This window comes from Shewanella zhangzhouensis (assembly GCF_019457615.1).
GTDB lineage: Bacteria > Pseudomonadota > Gammaproteobacteria > Enterobacterales > Shewanellaceae > Shewanella > Shewanella zhangzhouensis.
Genome location: NZ_CP080414.1, coordinates 3,150,951 through 3,168,009, shown reverse-complemented (window position 1 = coordinate 3,168,009; position 17,059 = coordinate 3,150,951). Strand labels below are relative to the sequence as shown.

General features: G+C 53.7%; 24 protein-coding genes. 13 read left to right on the top strand and 11 right to left on the bottom strand.

Translation table 11 applies throughout. The features are described 5' to 3' along the window. Window positions 1-15: 15 nt before the first annotated feature. From yggU to K0H63_RS13775, 4 genes are all read right to left on the bottom strand, one after another. Window positions 16-303, bottom strand: a complete 288-nt coding sequence (gene yggU, locus K0H63_RS13790) for a DUF167 family protein YggU (RefSeq protein WP_220065179.1) — start codon at window positions 301-303, stop codon at window positions 16-18. Beyond that, window positions 303-851 carry a YggT family protein gene (locus tag K0H63_RS13785; protein WP_220065178.1) on the bottom strand — a complete coding sequence of 183 codons (549 nt, stop codon included), beginning with the start codon at window positions 849-851 and terminating at the stop codon, window positions 303-305. Before K0H63_RS13785 ends, yggU begins: the two co-directional genes overlap by 1 nt. A gap of 45 nt (window positions 852-896) precedes the next feature. Then, the gene (gene proC / locus K0H63_RS13780) at window positions 897-1,712 is read right to left on the bottom strand and encodes a pyrroline-5-carboxylate reductase (protein WP_220065177.1); all 816 of its coding nucleotides are present in this window, start codon (window positions 1,710-1,712) and stop codon (window positions 897-899) included. A gap of 91 nt (window positions 1,713-1,803) precedes the next feature. Continuing rightward, complete coding sequence (locus tag K0H63_RS13775) at window positions 1,804-2,511, bottom strand: YggS family pyridoxal phosphate-dependent enzyme (RefSeq protein WP_220065176.1); 708 nt, start codon at window positions 2,509-2,511, stop codon at window positions 1,804-1,806. A gap of 35 nt (window positions 2,512-2,546) precedes the next feature. On the opposite strand from K0H63_RS13775, the gene K0H63_RS13770 reads away from it, so the two are divergent. The 3 genes from K0H63_RS13770 (at window position 2,547) to K0H63_RS13760 (ending at window position 5,450) form a co-directional block, all read left to right on the top strand. Then, on the top strand, window positions 2,547-3,584 hold the full coding sequence (locus K0H63_RS13770; RefSeq protein ID WP_220065175.1) for a type IV pilus twitching motility protein PilT: 1,038 nt from the start codon (window positions 2,547-2,549) through the stop codon (window positions 3,582-3,584). A gap of 9 nt (window positions 3,585-3,593) precedes the next feature. Next, window positions 3,594-4,706 (top strand): PilT/PilU family type 4a pilus ATPase, encoded by a 1,113-nt coding sequence (locus tag K0H63_RS13765; RefSeq protein ID WP_220065174.1) that lies wholly within the window; start codon window positions 3,594-3,596, stop codon window positions 4,704-4,706. Between the two features lie 201 nt (window positions 4,707-4,907). Continuing rightward, window positions 4,908-5,450: a glutathione peroxidase gene (locus tag K0H63_RS13760; protein ID WP_220067907.1), complete on the top strand. Its 543-nt coding sequence runs from the start codon at window positions 4,908-4,910 to the stop codon at window positions 5,448-5,450. Between the two features lie 67 nt (window positions 5,451-5,517). On the opposite strand, the gene ruvX is transcribed toward K0H63_RS13760, so the two are convergent. The 4 genes from ruvX to K0H63_RS13740 all read right to left on the bottom strand — a co-directional run bounded on the left by ruvX (window position 5,518) and on the right by K0H63_RS13740 (window position 7,281). Continuing rightward, window positions 5,518-5,937, bottom strand: coding sequence for a Holliday junction resolvase RuvX (gene ruvX, locus K0H63_RS13755; protein WP_220065173.1), 420 nt, complete (start codon window positions 5,935-5,937; stop codon window positions 5,518-5,520). Continuing rightward, window positions 5,937-6,500 (bottom strand): YqgE/AlgH family protein, encoded by a 564-nt coding sequence (locus K0H63_RS13750; protein WP_220067906.1) that lies wholly within the window; start codon window positions 6,498-6,500, stop codon window positions 5,937-5,939. The genes ruvX and K0H63_RS13750 overlap by 1 nt, the downstream gene beginning before the upstream one ends. A gap of 8 nt (window positions 6,501-6,508) precedes the next feature. Further along, entirely contained in the window at window positions 6,509-6,838 is a 330-nt protein-coding gene (gene yciH, locus K0H63_RS13745) for a stress response translation initiation inhibitor YciH (RefSeq protein ID WP_220065172.1), read from the bottom strand. A 113-nt stretch (window positions 6,839-6,951) separates the two neighbouring features. Further along, window positions 6,952-7,281, bottom strand: coding sequence for a hypothetical protein (locus K0H63_RS13740; protein WP_220065171.1), 330 nt, complete (start codon window positions 7,279-7,281; stop codon window positions 6,952-6,954). 190 nt (window positions 7,282-7,471) lie between these two features. Here K0H63_RS13740 and K0H63_RS13735 point away from each other — a divergent pair, with 190 nt between their 5' ends. Then, window positions 7,472-8,032 (top strand): DUF4136 domain-containing protein, encoded by a 561-nt coding sequence (locus K0H63_RS13735; RefSeq protein WP_220065170.1) that lies wholly within the window; start codon window positions 7,472-7,474, stop codon window positions 8,030-8,032. 72 nt (window positions 8,033-8,104) lie between these two features. Here the strand turns inward: K0H63_RS13735 and K0H63_RS13730 are convergent, their stop codons facing one another. Beyond that, window positions 8,105-8,986 (bottom strand): LysR family transcriptional regulator, encoded by an 882-nt coding sequence (locus K0H63_RS13730; RefSeq protein ID WP_220065169.1) that lies wholly within the window; start codon window positions 8,984-8,986, stop codon window positions 8,105-8,107. 87 nt (window positions 8,987-9,073) lie between these two features. On the opposite strand from K0H63_RS13730, the gene K0H63_RS13725 reads away from it, so the two are divergent. The 5 genes from K0H63_RS13725 (at window position 9,074) to tpx (ending at window position 12,385) form a co-directional block, all read left to right on the top strand. Then, window positions 9,074-9,523 carry a PACE efflux transporter gene (locus K0H63_RS13725; RefSeq protein ID WP_220065168.1) on the top strand — a complete coding sequence of 150 codons (450 nt, stop codon included), beginning with the start codon at window positions 9,074-9,076 and terminating at the stop codon, window positions 9,521-9,523. 88 nt (window positions 9,524-9,611) lie between these two features. Beyond that, the gene (locus tag K0H63_RS13720; protein ID WP_220065167.1) at window positions 9,612-10,121 is read left to right on the top strand and encodes a DUF924 family protein; all 510 of its coding nucleotides are present in this window, start codon (window positions 9,612-9,614) and stop codon (window positions 10,119-10,121) included. Between the two features lie 155 nt (window positions 10,122-10,276). After that, window positions 10,277-10,840 carry an OmpA family protein gene (locus K0H63_RS13715; RefSeq protein ID WP_220065166.1) on the top strand — a complete coding sequence of 188 codons (564 nt, stop codon included), beginning with the start codon at window positions 10,277-10,279 and terminating at the stop codon, window positions 10,838-10,840. A gap of 31 nt (window positions 10,841-10,871) precedes the next feature. Next, window positions 10,872-11,699 carry a mechanosensitive ion channel family protein gene (locus K0H63_RS13710; RefSeq protein ID WP_220065165.1) on the top strand — a complete coding sequence of 276 codons (828 nt, stop codon included), beginning with the start codon at window positions 10,872-10,874 and terminating at the stop codon, window positions 11,697-11,699. A 110-nt stretch (window positions 11,700-11,809) separates the two neighbouring features. Next, window positions 11,810-12,385, top strand: a complete 576-nt coding sequence (gene tpx, locus K0H63_RS13705; protein WP_220065164.1) for a thiol peroxidase — start codon at window positions 11,810-11,812, stop codon at window positions 12,383-12,385. Between the two features lie 38 nt (window positions 12,386-12,423). Here the strand turns inward: tpx and K0H63_RS13700 are convergent, their stop codons facing one another. Further along, window positions 12,424-13,035: a trimeric intracellular cation channel family protein gene (locus K0H63_RS13700; RefSeq protein WP_434086769.1), complete on the bottom strand. Its 612-nt coding sequence runs from the start codon at window positions 13,033-13,035 to the stop codon at window positions 12,424-12,426. 231 nt (window positions 13,036-13,266) lie between these two features. On the opposite strand from K0H63_RS13700, the gene ltaE reads away from it, so the two are divergent. After that, entirely contained in the window at window positions 13,267-14,277 is a 1,011-nt protein-coding gene (ltaE, locus tag K0H63_RS13695) for a low-specificity L-threonine aldolase (protein WP_220065162.1), read from the top strand. 150 nt (window positions 14,278-14,427) lie between these two features. After that, window positions 14,428-14,796, top strand: a complete 369-nt coding sequence (locus tag K0H63_RS13690) for an acyl-CoA thioesterase (protein ID WP_011760572.1) — start codon at window positions 14,428-14,430, stop codon at window positions 14,794-14,796. Here K0H63_RS13690 and K0H63_RS13685 read toward each other — a convergent pair whose 3' ends face one another. Continuing rightward, window positions 14,797-15,003, bottom strand: coding sequence for a hypothetical protein (locus tag K0H63_RS13685; RefSeq protein WP_220065161.1), 207 nt, complete (start codon window positions 15,001-15,003; stop codon window positions 14,797-14,799). A 136-nt stretch (window positions 15,004-15,139) separates the two neighbouring features. On the opposite strand from K0H63_RS13685, the gene K0H63_RS13680 reads away from it, so the two are divergent. Both K0H63_RS13680 and K0H63_RS13675 read left to right on the top strand, forming a co-directional pair. Next, window positions 15,140-15,724 carry a GNAT family N-acetyltransferase gene (locus K0H63_RS13680; RefSeq protein ID WP_220065160.1) on the top strand — a complete coding sequence of 195 codons (585 nt, stop codon included), beginning with the start codon at window positions 15,140-15,142 and terminating at the stop codon, window positions 15,722-15,724. Next, window positions 15,725-17,053: an NAD(P)/FAD-dependent oxidoreductase gene (locus K0H63_RS13675; protein ID WP_220065159.1), complete on the top strand. Its 1,329-nt coding sequence runs from the start codon at window positions 15,725-15,727 to the stop codon at window positions 17,051-17,053. The last annotated feature ends 6 nt before the right edge of the window (window positions 17,054-17,059 follow it).

Below are 17,059 nucleotides of genomic sequence, written 5' to 3'. Positions count from 1 at the left end.
AAGATTGCCCTGGGCCTAGAGAAACTGTGCGAAATCGTCAGGGATTATTTCCGGCGCCTGAATACGCACCAATTTATGCCGTCCAAGCTCGCCCCGCTCGATAGACACCCTGCCTTTGGGCACCTTGAAGGCTTTTGCCAGCAGCTTACAGATATGGGCGTTGGCCTTGCCATCGACAGGCGGTGCTGTGATGGCAAGTTTAAGCTCTTCGCCGTGAAGACCAACCAGTTCATCCCGGCTGGCCTTGGGCTGCACATACAACGCCAGCAGTAAATCCTGGTCCTGGCGAGTGATGGCGCTCATCAGATAAACGCCCAGAAAGGCACGTATTGGGCGAGCAGCATGTTAATGAAGTTAAGGCCGATAAAGACCACCAGTACAGACAGGTCCAGGCCGCCAATGGGTGGAATAACGCGGCGAACCGGCGCCAGCACAGGCTCTGTCAGTTGGGCAATCACCATAATAAAGGGGTTATAACCCTGATTGAACCAGCTCAGGATGGCGCGGATAAGCAGCATCCAGAAGAAGAGCACACCGGCATTTTTAATTACGGCCACCACTGAGTATGCAGATATGGTGAGCAGGTCAACGGCGGCACCGGCTATCAGTGTCAGTACCAACATTTTCACTACCACCACCGCAAACGCCAGTACCAGCGAGGCGCTGTCCAGCTTGCCAATGGGAGGCAAAATGCGGCGCAGTGGCGCCACAATAGGGTGGGTCGCTTTAACGATAAACTGGCTGAAAGGATTATAAAAATCGGCTCTGACCAGTTGCAGCCAAATCCGTAAAATCACCACCATCAGATAGAGATCAAACAGGGTGTTTACTAAAAAAACCATCGCATTCATGAGGTTTGCCCTTAAATTGTCAACGAAGTACTGCCACTGTGTGGCTTAAAAATTCCGGGCCATCTCTTCGGCCCGCTTAATGCAGTTGCCCATGGCCTCTTTTACCAGAGAGCGGAGTCCGCCTGCTTCAAAGGTGGCGATGGCTTCGGCCGTGGTGCCCCCTTTGGATGTAACATTGGCCCTGAGCTCGGCCGGGGTTAGGCCCGGGTTTTGTTTTACCATGGCGGCGGCGCCCACGGCAGCTTGCTGCGCCAGGGTGCGGGCATCGGCCTCTGGCAGCCCCATTTCGACACCCGCTTCAATCATGGCCTCGATAAAGAGGAAAAAGTAGGCCGGTGAACTGCCTGCCAGTGCAATTACTTTATCAATACCCGATTCATCATCCACCCAGACGATATCACCACAGGCGCGCATCAGCGACCCGGCAAAGGCCTTGTCTTCCTCTGGCATGCCGGCAGGGGCATAAAGACCTGTCATGCCGAGCCCCAACTGCATGGGGGTGTTGGGCATGGTACGGATAAGTTTGACCTGCTTGGAGAAGTAATCATGGTAGCGGCTTTCGGGAATACCGGCAGCTATGGTAATCAGCAACTTGCCATCAACCACACCGGCGAGCGACTCACATACTGCCTGCATAAGCTGAGGCTTAACTGAAAGCACTATCACATCGGCAGCCGCGGCGCTTTGCACATTGTCCTGGGACGTATTGATGCCGTAGTCGGCGGCCAGGGCATCGAGTTTTGGCATGCTTGGGTTGGTTGCAGTGATAAGGCCGGCGCTGTAGCCGCTCTTGATTAGGCCGCCAATGATGGCGCGGCTCATGTTTCCGGCGCCGATAAAACAGATTTTTTTAGTTTGCATCTTTATTCCTGTTTGAATTTAAAGGCTTGGCGATACCGAGAATATGGGGGCGAAGCCGTGTAAATACAATGATTGCAGCAGTGCGTTGGCCTTAGCGACTGTAATCCCGCTCGCCAAAAATAGCGCTGCCGACCCGCACCAGGGTGCTGCCATTGTCGATGGCAAGCTCCAAATCACCGCTCATGCCCATCGACAGCGTATCTATTTGTCCGAGTGTACCGTGACTCTGTTGCAGGCTTTTAAATAGGCGTTGCATGCTGGCCAGCTCGCTTCTGGCTCTTTCCTGGTCATCGGTTGGCGCGGGAATGGCCATCAGTCCCCGAAGACGCAGGTGGGGCAGGCGGCAAACAGCATCGGCAAGGGCTGCAATATCCCCGGGTTGCACACCGGATTTACTCTCTTCGTCACTGATGTTGACCTGTATCAGCACATTGAGAGGCGCCAGTCGGGCAGGGCGCTGCTCGTTGAGTCTTAAGGCGAGTTTTTCCCGGTCCAAGGTGTGTAACCAGTCAAAATGCTCGGCAACGGGACGGCTCTTGTTGGACTGCAAGGGGCCGATAAAATGCCACTCGATGTCCGGGCAAGGGGAGATGAGATCAGTGATTTTTTGCACTCCCTCCTGAACATAGTTTTCACCGAACAAACGCTGACCCGCGTCGTAGGCCGCCTGAATGTCGCTGGCAGGCTTGGTTTTACTGACCGCAAGTAATTTGATTTCAGATGGGTTTCTTGAAGAAATTTGCGCCGCTTGGACGATTCGCTGCTGGGCGAGCGAGAGTCTGTCTGCTATTGTTGTCATCATGTAATCAATCGGTTGAATGGATATCCCATACCATGGAAATCACAGAGTTACTGGCGTTTAGTGTAAAGCACAAGGCCTCGGATCTACACCTCTCTGCCGGTGTTCCCCCCATGATCCGGGTGGACGGTGAAGTGCGTAAAATCAATCTGCCTGCACTCGATCATGCCGGCGTACACTCCTTGGTGTACGACATTATGAATGACAAGCAGCGCAAAGACTATGAAGAGCACCTGGAAATCGACTTTTCCTTTGAAGTGCCCAACCTTGCCCGTTTCCGTGTAAACGCCTTTAACCAATCCCGCGGCGCTGCTGCGGTGTTTCGTACCATTCCCAGCGAAATTCTGTCGCTGGAGCAACTGGGCGCCCCGGACATCTTCAAAAAAATCGCCAGTTTCCCCCGTGGTCTGGTGCTGGTGACCGGCCCAACCGGTTCCGGTAAGAGTACCACCCTGGCAGGCATGATTGACTACGTGAACGAAAACCGTCACGACCACATCCTGACCATCGAAGACCCTATCGAATTCGTGCACCAAAATAAGCAGTGTCTTATCAACCAGCGGGAAGTGCATCGTCATACCCACAGCTTTAACGCGGCCCTTCGCAGCGCACTGCGTGAAGACCCCGACGTTATTCTGGTGGGTGAGATGCGTGACCTTGAAACCATACGTCTGGCGATGACAGCGGCAGAAACCGGTCACCTGGTTTTCGGCACCCTGCACACCACCTCGGCGGCCAAGACCATCGACCGTGTGGTCGACGTATTCCCGGCCGGTGAAAAAGACATGGTGCGTACCATGTTGTCAGAATCCTTGCAGGCGGTAATTTCCCAGACGCTGATCAAGAAGATTGGCGGCGGCCGGGTAGCAGCCCACGAAATTATGATGGGTACCCCTGCGATTCGTAACCTTATCCGTGAGGACAAGGTGGCGCAGATGTATTCGGCCATTCAAACCGGTATGGCCCATGGCATGCAAACTCTCGAGCAGTGTCTGCAGAATCTGGTGAACCGTGGCCTCATCACCCGTGAAGACGCCATGGCCAAGAGTTCCAACAAACAGGCAAACTTTTAAGGATTGATGATGGATGTACGTCCCTTTCTGAAGGTGATGGTCGAGCGTAAAGCCTCGGATTTGTTCATCACCGCAGGTTTTCCTCCCAGCGCCAAAATCGATGGTGAGTTACGGCCTCTGGCGGAAAATGCCTTCAGCCCCGCCCAGTCACTGGACTTTGTTGAGTCCCTGATGTCGGATGCGCAAAAGAAGGAGTTTCACGAGAGCCGTGAGTGTAACTTCGCCTTTGCCGCCAAAGATCTGGGACGTTTCCGGGTCAGTGCCTTCTGGCAGCGGGAGTCTCCCGGCTGCGTAATGCGCCGTATCGAGACCAAAATCCCTGAGATGGAAGATCTTAAACTGCCTCCTGTGCTTAAAGATCTGGTGATGAGTAAGCGTGGTCTTATCATCATGGTGGGTGGTACAGGTACCGGTAAGTCGACGTCGCTGGCGGCCATGGTGGGGTATCGTAATGCCCATGAGCGAGGTCATATCCTGACCATCGAAGACCCGGTGGAATTTGTGCACGACCACCGCAAGAGCATCATCACTCAGCGGGAAGTGGGTATCGATACCGACTCCTTCGACGCGGCGCTGAAAAGCTCGCTGCGTCAGGCCCCGGACGTGATCCTTATCGGTGAAATTCGAAGCCAGGAGACCATGGAGTTTGCCCTGTCATTCGCCGAAACCGGTCACCTCTGTATGGCTACCCTGCACGCCAACAACGCCAACCAGGCGCTGGACCGCATCATGCACCTGGTGCCGGAGAGCAAGCACCAGCAGCTGTTGTTTGACCTGTCACTCAACCTGCGTGGCATTGTGGCGCAGCAACTGGTGCCCAAGGCCGATGGCACTGGGCGCCGTGCGGCCATTGAAATTCTGATTAACACCCCCCGTGTGTCGAGCATTATTCAGAAAAATGAGCTGCATTTGCTTAAAGACACCATGGCCAAGTCCAATGAGCAGGGAATGCAGACCTTTGACCAGGCGCTGTTCAAGCTCTATCAGGAAGGTGAAATCACCTACGCCGATGCCTTGCACCATGCCGACTCGCCAAACGATCTGCGTTTGATGATCAAGCTCGCAGGCTCCGAAAGCACGGGTTCCGGCTTCCTGGAAGGCGTGACTCTGGACATGGATTGACACTCAGTCATAAAGAAAAACCAGGCATATGCCTGGTTTTTTGATCGTATCGGCAACTTGTGGCGTAATTTGATGAGTAAGAATGCTTTCTCAATTTGGCCAATTGCGGACGGGGAAAGTCATTGAAGACAGAGATATTCAGGAGTCAGGATGCGTAGCTTATTGTGTTCATTACTACTGGTTGCCGGTGTTCATCCGGCAATGGCAGAAACTGTTGAGGTACAAAACGCCGCAGAGCACACTGCGGGCACTCAAGCTGCTTGTCCTTCGTATCTCAACCATGAGTTTCGCAAGCTGCACTCAAGTGAGTCGGTGAACCTTTGCGACATTGCCGCCGGCAAACTTGTGCTCTTTATCAATACCGCCAGTAACTGCGGCTTTACGCCACAGTTCAAGGCGCTTGAGCAGCTCAACAAGGAATATGGCCCCAGGGGGTTGGTGCTGGTGGGTTTTCCATCGGATGACTTCTTTCAGGAAGAAAACGATGAGAAGGATACTGCCAAGGTATGCTACCTCAACTACGGCGTGACCTTTACCATGCTGGCAACCTCGGCGGTGCGTGGCGGCGACGCCAATCCGGTCTTTGAGTATTTGGGCGAAAAAGCAGGTTCACCCAAGTGGAATTTCTACAAGTATCTGGTGTCAGCCGATGGCAATGAAGTGAAGGCTTTCAACTCACGGGTGAAGCCCGACAGCCTTGAGCTCAAGGCAGCCATCGAGGCCGCTCTGCCCAAAGCACTCTGAGTGTTTCAGGCAAAGGGAACAGAAATAAAAAACGCCGCAATTTGCGGCGTTTTTTATCATGGCACCATCAGGCGCCATATTGATTTTCAAAGTAGCTTTCGACAATCAATACTGCCGATACCGCATCCACCTGGCCCTTAGTGAGTGCTTTAAAACCGCCAAATTCAAATAATCTGGCCTTGGCATCGGCAGTGGTCAGCCTCTCATCCTGGGTGGCTATCTTTACCCCGAAACGGCCATTCAGACGGTTGGCAAACTTGCGTGCCCTCTGGGTCATCTCCTGCTCAGTGCCGTCCATGTTTAGCGGCAGGCCTATCACAAGCAGATCGGGTTTCCACTCGTTGATTAACTTACCTATGTCTTCCCAGTTGGGAATGCCGTCCACCGCCTTGACGGAGGTGAGCGGGTTGGCGCTGCCGGTTATCGACTGGCCAACGGCAATACCTATACTCTTGGTGCCAAAATCGAATCCCATCACTGTGCTCATCAGGCGTGCCCTGCCTGATTGGATACTTGCCACAGCTCGAAACCAAGGGCTTTACTGGCCTGATTCCAGCGGTCTTCGTGGGGAATGGCAAACAGGATTTCATCGCTGGCAGGAATGGTCAGCCAGCTGTTTTGTGCCAGCTCTTCCTCCAGCTGCCCGGCGCTCCAGCCGGCGTAGCCCAGAGCCACCATAAAGTGGCTGGGGGCTTTGCTGGTGCCTATGGCAGAGAGGATGTCTCGGGAGGTGGTGAGCATCAGCTCATCCGTCAGCCTGCTGGAGTTTACCCAGCCTTCCTGAGTGGTATGCAGCACAAAACCACGCTCCGGATTGACCGGGCCGCCCACCAGCACCTGATCGGCACTCTCTGCAAGCAATATGCCTTCGTCGGGCATTAAATCCAGTTGTGACAGGAGATCACGCACGCTCATGCCCACGGGGCGGTTAATAATCAGGCCCTTGGCGCCTTTGGCATCGTGCTCACAGAGGTAAACAACCGTCTTGTCAAAGAAGCCGTCATTAAGGCTTGGCATGGCAATCAGGAAATGATTTTTAAGGCTTTCCATCGACATGGTTATCCTCCCGCAAGCTTTACGGTAAATCCTTGTTTTTCCAGCAGACCCTTTAGCAGTTCACGGTTGTCGGTTTGGACTTCAATGTCGAAGTCCTTCACAGTTCCGCCGCAGCCACACTGCTTCTTCAGTTTTTGAGCCAGCTCCTTGAGTGCTGCCTGGTCGAGTCCCAGGCCGCTTATCACGCTGACACCCTTGCCCTTGCGGCCTTTGCTGTCTCTGTGGATGCGTACCACGCCGTCGCCTTTGGGCACTTCAACTTCAGGTGTGGGCTCATCGATTCTGCCCTTATCTGTGCTGTACACCAGTAATACGTTCGGATCGATTCTCATAGTTCACTCTGCCACAGTCTCTTTTAGTCAGTTTACCAGAGTCGGCAAATATATGTTGTGGCGATAAAAAACAAAACACCACCCTTAAGGTGGTGTTTTGTCTGGATAAGAGGTTAAAACATATTCAGAAAATTAAGGATAAGCAGAATGGTGGTAACAAGGGCGCAGGGAAGCAGCAACGACTGCAATTTGGTCACCAGTAAGGTCGCGCAGGTAGCGGTCAGTCCCAGCGTCAGGGCAACAGGCAACATTTTATCCGCTGAAGACTGGGTAAAAAGCAGCCACAGCGAAACCAGTACAGCCAGGAGTAACAGGCTGTAGTGGCTGCCTGAAATACCGACCTGTGTGGAATCTGCCTTTACCGGGCCTGTTGCGGGGACGGAGCGGGGACCAAATAGCGCGATAACGGATGCAATGACGGCGGCTGCAATAAACCAATACATAAGACTCCCTGCCTGAATGAAATTAAATCTAATTGATAATTATTATCAACAAGTGGTGGCAATGGGTCAAGATTCGATTTTGCATTTGTGGTAATTTCAGTTGTTAGTCACAAAAAGCACAGTTAAGCTGAACCTAATTGCCTCTTATCTGTCTGAAAGGGCAGAAGACTTTGCTTCGGAGAGACCCTTTATGAAAAAGATTGTAGTTGCGGCGGCCTTGCTGGCCCTCAGTGCCTGTTCCAGTATGAAAACCAGCTGGGACTTCGATCCCGGAGTGACTTTCAACCAATACAAAACCTATGCCTGGGTAGAAAAGAAAGACGATGAAGCCGGTTATCACCTCGATGGCCTGATGGATCAAAGGGTGCGTGATGCCATCGAGACTGAACTCGGTCAAAAGGGATTCAGTAAGTCAGAGGCCGCCGGTGCCGATCTGCTGGTGAACTACCTCACCAAGGTCGATAAGAAAATCAATGTCGACACCTTCAACACCAGCTATGGCTATAACCCATACTGGGGCCCGGGTTGGGGCTGGGGTGGTAATGTGCAGACTCAAACCACGGTGCGCGAGTATGAAGTTGGTACACTAATTATTGATTTAATTGATAATAAATCCGGTAAGTTGGTGTGGCGCGGCTCAGTGGCCGATACCATTCGCGACAGCAACACGCCACAGGAACGTGAAGCCAAGGTGCGTGAAGCCGTGGCCGGTGTGATGCTGAATTACCCGCCAAAACCCGACGCCAAGTAAGGCTCGGTGCAATAAAAAAGCGACCATGGGTCGCTTTTTTATTGCCGCTTTTTCAGCGCTTTTTTATCGCAATCATCGAACACCCTCATCCCTTACCAGAGCGCGGAGCTCTTTCCCGAGGGGCTGCATCGACAGACTCTGATGCTGAATAATATCCACGTTGGCGTGCCAGCCGAGGGCCTCAAAGTCCACCGGCAGAGGCATAAGGGTGGCTGACGCTAAACCGTCTCTTACCAGGTGACTCGGAAGCAGTGCCCAGCCAAACCCTTCCTGCACCATGGTCAAAAGCACGTGGTAATTATCGGCATACCAGACGTCAGGTGAGTGGGGAGCGCTGAAGACTGAATGCCCCATGGCTCTTGAGCCAATCACCAACTGCCGGTGCAACTTAAGTTCATCCACGTGGGTAAGGCGCATAGCGGCAAGCGGGTGGTGACTTGCCACAACGGGCTCAAAATGCACGCCACCAACGGATTCGAAATCCACTCCCTCGGGGTAGAGGGTTTCACTGAATACCAGTCCGGCATTGGCGCGCCCCTGCTGGACCATTTTAATAATGTCGCTGCTGGAAGCCGAAAGCAGCTCGATGCTGAGCCCAGGCTGCTTTTCGGCCAGTAACCTTAATATCATCAGCGTCTTATCTATCTCAATTCCTTCGTCGTGTGCCAGCGTCAATCGATTGGGGAGGGCCATATCGAGCAGCGTCAGTTGCCGTTCAAGCCGCTGCTGCTGACTGAGCACGGCACGGGCATAGGGTAGCAGTCGCTGGCCTGCCTCAGTCAGTGTGGGATAACGTCCGCTGCGCTCAAACAGACTGTGGCCGCAGTCAATCTCCATATTAATCACCTGTTGGCTCACAGCGGATTGCACTTTACTCAGTTTTCGGGCGGCCGCTGAAAAGGACCCTTCATCCACTGTGGTGACAAAACACAAGAGTTGTTCGTTCGATAACATATCGAATATCCAGATGGTAGCTAACTTTATTGCACATAATAGCAGATGGGTAATCCTGTGAGTGCCCTATTCATCACGAGGTTTTCCATGGGAAGTACAGTCATTAAAAGTCGCCGTGAAAGGCTGTTGCAGGCGTTACTGTTTGAGGGCATAGCACTGCTGCTGTTGGTGCCGCTGTCAACCTTGATTGGTGGACATCATCCCGGGGAAATGATGATTGTCGCGGCCTCGCTTAGCCTTTATGCCGTTTGCTGGAGCTATTTTTACAATCAGGGATTCGAGCGCTTTTGCCAACACTTTAGGCTGCGCAAAACCGCAGTACTCAGGGTTGGCCATATTCTGGGGTTCGAGCTGGGGCTGATGCTGGCGACCTTACCCTCGGTAGCCTGGTTTCTTGATATCAGCCTGTGGCAGGCGTTGCTGCTGGAGGCGGGCTTTTTGATGTTTTTTCTTCTCTATGGGCTCGTATTCTACTGGCTGTACGATGAAATAAGACACCGCTGGTTTGAGCATGAGATGGCCGTACGACCAAAGTAGAGAAGCCCGCAAGGCGCGCGGCTGATAAGCTTTGGCTCTGCCAAACTTTTACCTGGCCTGTGGCTTTTCGATAGGGAATAAGAAAAATATGCAGTCATTTCTGACCTCTTGGTTTACTGCCGAACAGCAGGCGCACGATGCTCACGGGGCGGGTGCATTTGAATTTGCTGAGCCTATGGCGAGCCATCAAGCCTACTGGGGCATGTTGCTTGAGCAGGCAAATCAGGGGGAGTTGGAACACTGGCAGGCAACGCCGCCCGGCACTCTGGCCCTTATCCTCCTTTATTCGGCGGTACCCGCTAAGCTGGGTTTACCCTATCAGGAACGTCGCCATTTCAAGGCCAGGGCCCTGTGCCTCAATGGCATTCGCCGTGGTTTTGATACCCAACTCGACCTGGGTGGCCGCCATGGTTTCTATACCCCGCTTTATCACTCCTGGCTCGACGAAGACAAGGCGCTGCTGGCGCGCCTGCTTGCCGGTATGAGGGCCCTCGCTGCCGATGAGGATCCTGACCGTTGCCGCCTGACTCTCTGGCAGCAGTGGCACAATCAGGCTATGCCGGTATCCGCTGCCGCAGAATCTCAGTCGATTGATTGAATTCCCGGGCAGTGCTGCTAGGCTTTTGGTTGACGTCGAACAAAATCCTTTTTCTTTGCAAATTAAGCAGTAAAATATCTCTCGTTGTTGATTGGGGTTGATAACCCCGACTGCCGGAATGTCCGGCGATGATTAACACATCCCGGGATTTCACTATGAACCCTTGGCTTTGCGTTGGTGTGCTGGCGGTACTCTTGAGTTCGTCTTTGCATGCGGTAAGCGACAAAGATGGAGATGGAGTACCTGATTTCAAGGATGCCTGTCCCGGTACGCCGGTGGGCAGCAGAGTGGGAGCCAACGGGTGTATTATTCCGGTCAGCGCGCCTGCTCCTGTGTGTCTGATGACGTCACAGATGTATCCATACCCATCCACTTGTCACCAAGGTGAAATCCTGTCGATCTATTTTGATTTTGGATCGGCGTTCGTGCCTTTTGAAGCTGCCGCCAAGCTGGCGTGGTTGGCAAAGAGTATCGAGGCAGACCCTGTCTCGTTGCTGCTTCAGGGACACACAGACGACATAGGAACTGATGCGGCCAATTATCGCTTGTCAGCCGAGCGGGCTGACAATGTTGCTGCCACTCTCGCCATGGATTTTGCTTTCCCTAAAGCGAGAATAACGACAGCATCCTTTGGGGAGTCAATGCCCGTTGCCCCCAATAACTCCGAGATTGGCCGACAACAAAACCGCCGTGTCGATATTTTGATACTCGTTGAATAGCACAGTGTTTTTAAGTTAAGGGAGTAATTTCATGGATAATATCCAAGGATTAATCGATCAGGCTCCAGAGCTGATCATGACCTACGGTCTGAAAGTCATTTTTGCCATTATCATTTTCCTGGTCGGTAAGTACTTCTCCAATTTAGTGAAGAAGTTAACCACCAAGATGCTGAACAACCGCAAGGTTGACCCCACTGTTACTTCTTTTGTGGCCAACCTGGCCTGGGCTGTGGTGTTTGTTTTCACCGTTATCGCCACCCTGGGGCAAATCGGAGTACAGACTGCCTCTCTGGTTGCCGTTATCGGTGCCGCCGGTCTGGCTGTTGGCTTGGCGCTGCAGGGCTCTTTGTCCAACTTCGCTGCCGGTGTCCTTATGGTGCTGTTCCGTCCATGCCGCGTGGGTGACTACATCGAAGCGGCTGGCATCGCCGGTACCGTGGATGAAATCACCATTTTCTCCACCAAGCTGCGTACGCCTGACAACAAGGTTATCGTTGCGCCCAACTCTGCCATCATGAATGGTACCATCACCAACTACTCTGCCATGGACAAGCGCCGTGTGGACATGGTGATTGGTGTTGCCTACGACGCCGATATCAAGCTGACCAAGAAAGTCCTGACCGACATTCTGGACAACAACCAGTACGTGCTTAAAGACCCGGCTTATACCGTTGCCCTGAGTGAACTGGGTGCCTCTTCCATTAACTTTGTGGTGCGTCCCTGGGTTAAGGGTGCTGATTTCTGGGCCGCCAAGTTTGAGCTGACCGAGCAAATCAAAAATGCCCTCGATGCCAATAACATTGGTATCCCATATCCTCAGATGGATATCCATGTGAAGGAATTGCCTGCGGCCAAGTAAGCTGCAGCAATGTAAAAAGCCGGCAATCGCCGGCTTTTTTATGCCAGGGCTGGCGGTATTGGCCACACTTTGCAACACTCAGCTATCGGTTGATGACAGGGAGAAAAACAATGTTCAAAAAGGCGTTATGCATAGGCTTGGTCCTGGTTGCTGCCCAGGGTATGGCCCAGGACAGAGACAGTGTCACCATGGGGGGCAAGCAGGTGATGTTGTCGGGAACCCTGCCGCAGGTGGGTGAAACCGCACCGGGGTTTAGGGTAGTCGATGCTTCATTTAAGCCGGTTGCTCTTAGCGATTTTAAAGGCAAAACGGTTCTTATCAGTGCCGTTCCCAGCCTGGATACCGGTGTGTGTGCGTTGCAAACCAAGCGCTTCAATGACGAAGTGGGTAAGTTTGATGGCAAGTCCGTGGTGATGCTGACCCTGAGCACCGACCTGCCTTTCGCGCAAAAGCGTTTTTGCAAGACTGAAGGGGTTGAGAATATTCAGGTATTGTCAGACTCAGTTTGGCGTAACTTTGCCGAGGAGTACGGCCTGTTGATAGAAGATAGAGGTTTGCTCGCCCGCAGCATCTTTATCGTGGATGCCGAGGGCACCTTAAGATACAAAGAGTTGGTTGGTGAAGTCAGTCATCATCCGGATTACGATGCGGCCCTCGCAGCCTTGAAAGACATCAGTCAGCAATAACGAAAACGCCGGCAATGCCGGCGTTTTTTATGTGGGACTCAGTGGTGAGCATCGCTCTGATAGTTAAAAGTGGGCATTGACCAGTGGTAACGGATGGCACACATGCGCAGCCCGAATCCCAGCATCAAACAGCCCAGCAGGCTTGGCCAGCCGCCAAAACCACTGAGCGCCAGCAGCACGTAAAGGCTGGCGGTAAGCAGTGACGCCAGAGCATAAAACTCCCGTCTGAAAATCAGTGGGATCTCATTGCATAAAATGTCTCTGAGCACACCGCCAAAGACGCCGGTGACCACCCCCATGGCCACAGCGACCACGGGGCTATAGCCCAACATCAGGGTTTTTTGGGCGCCGGTAATGGAAAACACCGCCAGGCCAAGGGCATCGATGGCCAGGAATAGACGGCCAAGATAGCGCATCAGCGGGGCGATAAGCACCGTCAGCAGCGAGGCTGCGGCAATGGCAATCAGGTAGTGCCAGTTGGCAATCCATATCAGCGGATAGTTGCCAAGGAGCATATCCCTCAGGGTGCCGCCACCGATGGCGGTCACCAGACCTATGATCACCACCCCAAAGAGATCCATCTGTTTGCGTCCGGCGGCAAGGGCGCCTGTCATGGCTTCGGCCAGTATACCGATGAGCCACAGCAGCATAATAAATTCTGTTTGTTCCAAAGGAAGACGTCTCTTGGGTAAAAGCCGCATTCTGCCCTAACTGCAGGGCTTTTCAATCAAGATTAACTTTCTGGAAGTATTAGTTTTTGTTATGTGTGAATGAGTTGTTTCAGCCGGTGTCAGCAGGGGACGGCACAAAGATGCTGGCCTTCAGGTGGTAAGGTCTGGATAATCGGCCAGTCAGTTGTATTACTACCCCGGGGGATTAGCATGAAGGCAGATTTCAGAAGCGATACAGTCACTCAGCCAACCGCAGCGATGCGCCAGGCTATGTCACAGGCCCAGGTGGGGGACGATGTGTATGGTGACGATCCTACGGTTAATCGTCTGGAGGCCATGGCGGCCGAGATGCTGGGGTTTGATGCTGCACTCTTTACCAGCTCCGGTACCCAGGCCAATCTGCTGGCACTGATGAGCCATTGTGAGCGTGGAGATGAGTATATCTGCGGTCAGGATGCCCACAACTACCGGTTTGAGGGGGGCGGCGCCGCCGTGCTTGGCAGCATTCAGCCCCAACCGCTGCTCAATCAGGCCGATGGCACCATCGCCCTTAGCGACATAGAAGCCGCCATTAAACCCGATGATGTGCACTATGCCCGTACACGATTGCTTAGCCTGGAAAACACCATAGGTGGCAAGGTGCTGCCTGTGGAGTATCTGGCCGATGCACAGGCGCTGGCCTTTAACCGGGGTCTTAAAATTCACCTCGATGGCGCCCGCCTTGCCAATGCGGCGGTGGCGGTTAACAGGCCAATGGCCGAGATTGCCGGGCACTTTGATTCTGTTTCCCTGTGTCTTTCCAAGGGACTGTGTGCGCCAGTGGGCTCTTTGCTGCTGGGGGATGACAGACTGATTAAAAAGGCACGTCGCTGGCGTAAAATGCTGGGCGGTGGCATGCGCCAGGCGGGGATTCTGGCCGCTGCGGGCATCATAGCGCTGGAGTCTCAGTGGCAAAGGCTGGCCGAGGATCACGACAATGCCGCGCTCCTTGGCCGTGAGTTGTCGATCATTGATGGTTTTGAGGTCAACACGGCTTCAATCCAGACCAATATGGTGTTCGCCAGGGTTGCCGAGCATATCGACATCAAGCGCATTGCCGCCGAGTTGGCGAGCCAGGGCTTTATTATCAGCCCTTCCCAAAATTTGCGTCTGGTCACCCACAATGACATCAGTCGCGACGCAGTTCTGGCCTTCGTGGCGGCGCTGAAAAACGCGCTCTGATTGCGCTGTTAATGTGCATGACGCGCATTCCTGGTGCAGAAATCAGTGATTTATAACAGGTGGTATTTTTAATTTATTGAAATATAAGATTTAAAATATTGGCTTAGAGGTTGCTTTAGTCATGGGGCCCACTATCACGGAGGACGCCCCATGAAATTCCTAAGCCGTCGTTTGGTTAAACCCGATCACCTGAATCCTGCCAACACCCTCTTTGGCGGCCAGCTGCTCAGCTGGCTCGATGAAGAAGCGGCCATCTTTGCTGCCTGTCAGATGAAGAGCGACCGGCATGTGACCAAAATCATCGCTGAAATCAATTTCATCACCCCGGCCAGAGCCGGTGATGTGTTGGAGTTTGGCTTTGAGCTGATCAGTGTCGGCCACAGCTCCATCGCGGTAAGGGCCATGGTGCGCAACAAGGTTTCCCAGTTGCCTGTGGTGACGGTGGAAAAGCTGGTGTTTGTGCACGTGAATGAGAAGGGACTGCCCGCACCTCATGGGATGCGGGCGGCAGCGGCCTGATCAGTTCTTTTCTTCGCTCAACTCTTCTTTAACTGAGTTGACTGCATCGCGGGAGGCATGGCCAACGGCCTTGGTTGCATCACGGGTGGCGTGACCTATGTCGCGGGTCACTTCTTTGGTGGTGTGGCCAACGGTCCGGCCAGCGTCTTTCAGCTCTGCGCAGCCGCCCAGCAGGGCAATGGCCGTCAATACGAGTAAGGCTTTCATGGTTGCTCCTTGGTTTAAGGCGCCCACTATAGCAGCAGGCGGCTTTCCTTGAAAAGTCACCGGTGCCCAATGGGGAGCTCCTGTGTTATTGTTCACAAAACAATAACAAGATGCCTTCAGGCAACGATATCCAATCATGACCAAGCCCCATCCCCAATTGATTATCCGTCAGATGCAGCCAGAGGACTTTGACGCCGTATTGGCCCTTGGCGAAGCCGTTCACGGCGACGGCTATCTCGATTTACCCCATTTGCAATCCCTCTGGCAAGCAGGTATCAAGGCTGGCATCAACGCGAGTTTTGTGGCGCTTGACCAAAACGGCCTGCTCGGCTTTCGCCTCACCCTGGCGGCGGGGCAGTGGCAACCCGACCGCTGGTGTTCGCCCTCATTGTGGGGAATCGCTCCTGACAGGGTGTGCTATTTCAAATCCAATACACTGGCCCCTGAGGCCAGAGGGAGAGGGCTTGGCGGCATCTTGCTGCAACATGCCGTCGATGCCGTGAAGGCCCAGGGGGCGCTTGGCGGTATTGCTCATCTATGGCAGGAAAGCCCCCATAATGCGGCGGTGCGTTATTTCACCAAGGCCGGTGGCAAACTCATCAAGGCCCACCCCGACCGTTGGAATCAGTCCCACGATAATCCGGATTACCTGTGCACCCTTTGTGGCAATGATTGCCACTGCACGGCGTGCGAGATGTTACTGGTGTTTCAGGAGTCTTAATTGTACGACCCATTAATCAGCGCCAATGCGGCGCAGCAAGCGTTGCCGTCCACCTTTTGGTCGGGTACCACTGAGCTGTTACCGGAGTCGCCGAGGCTACAGGGACATCTTAAAACCGATGTGGTGGTGATTGGCGGCGGTTTTACCGGACTTCTCACCGCCTATTATCTCGCCACCGAGTATGGCAGGCAGGTGACCTTACTCGAAGCCAACCGGATTGGATTTGGGGCCAGCGCTCGTAATGGTGGCTTTGTGCTCAAGGGTTCGGGTCGTTTGGGCTATGGTCAAATGGCCAAACGGTGGGATTTGGACACAGCAAAGGGGATTTATCAGGAGTTCTCGGAGGCGGTTGCCCGGGTGGAAGGGCTTATCCAGGATGGCAAGATTGACTGCAACCCCCAGGAAAAGGGCTATCTTAAGATTGCCCACAGTCCCAAGGCCATGCAAACCCTGCAGGCCGGTGCCGATTTTATTGCCCGCCATATGGGGCAGGGCGCCGAGTTTATCAGTCCATCGAGGCTCAGAAGCGATTATCTCAATCATCATCAGTCCTATGGGGCGCTGCGTCTTGCCGACGGATTTGGCCTGAATCCGCTGAAACTGTTGCTGGGCTATGCCCGTCTGGCGCGCGAAGCTGGCGTGCAAGTCTTTGAGCAAAGTACCGTGCTTACCAGTGTGCGCACCGCCAAAGGCTTCTGTCTGGAAACCCAAGCGGGGCGCATCGATGCCAATGCTCTGGTGTTTGCCGGCAATGCCTATACCCAGCCCGGTTTGACCGAGATCCTCAAGGGGCGCTTTTTGCCCATTCTCAGCAATGTGATAGTGACAGAGCCCCTGTCTGCGGCTGTGCTGGCAGAGGCTGGGCTACACAGCCGCCAGGTGGCCATGGACACCCGCATCCTCAAATACTATTACCGCTTGTTGCCGGAAAACCGCTTGCTCTTTGGCGGTCGCGGTGCCGTGTGGGGCCGTGATGCTGACAATCCTGTGTACCCGGCACGTTTGAAAGAAGCCATGGATAAGGCATTTCCGGCTCTGACAGGTGTGGGTTTAAGCTACACCTGGCACGGCTGGCTTGCGGCATCTCTCGATGATATGCCCCATGTCTATACCCGAAGTGGCGAAGGCTACAGTCTGGGATATTGCGGCGCAGGTGTGTCTTTCAGCAGCCAGGCGGCCTGGCGTCTTGCGGGCATGTTAAGTGGTAAGGCTGCGCCGTCATTGCCGCTTTATGGCACACCCTTGCCGGGTTTCCCCCTGGCACCACTCAGGCGTATGGGGCAGTGGGCCTTTTATCATTACGGCCGTCTTGTGGACTCTCTGAGCTGATCTTCA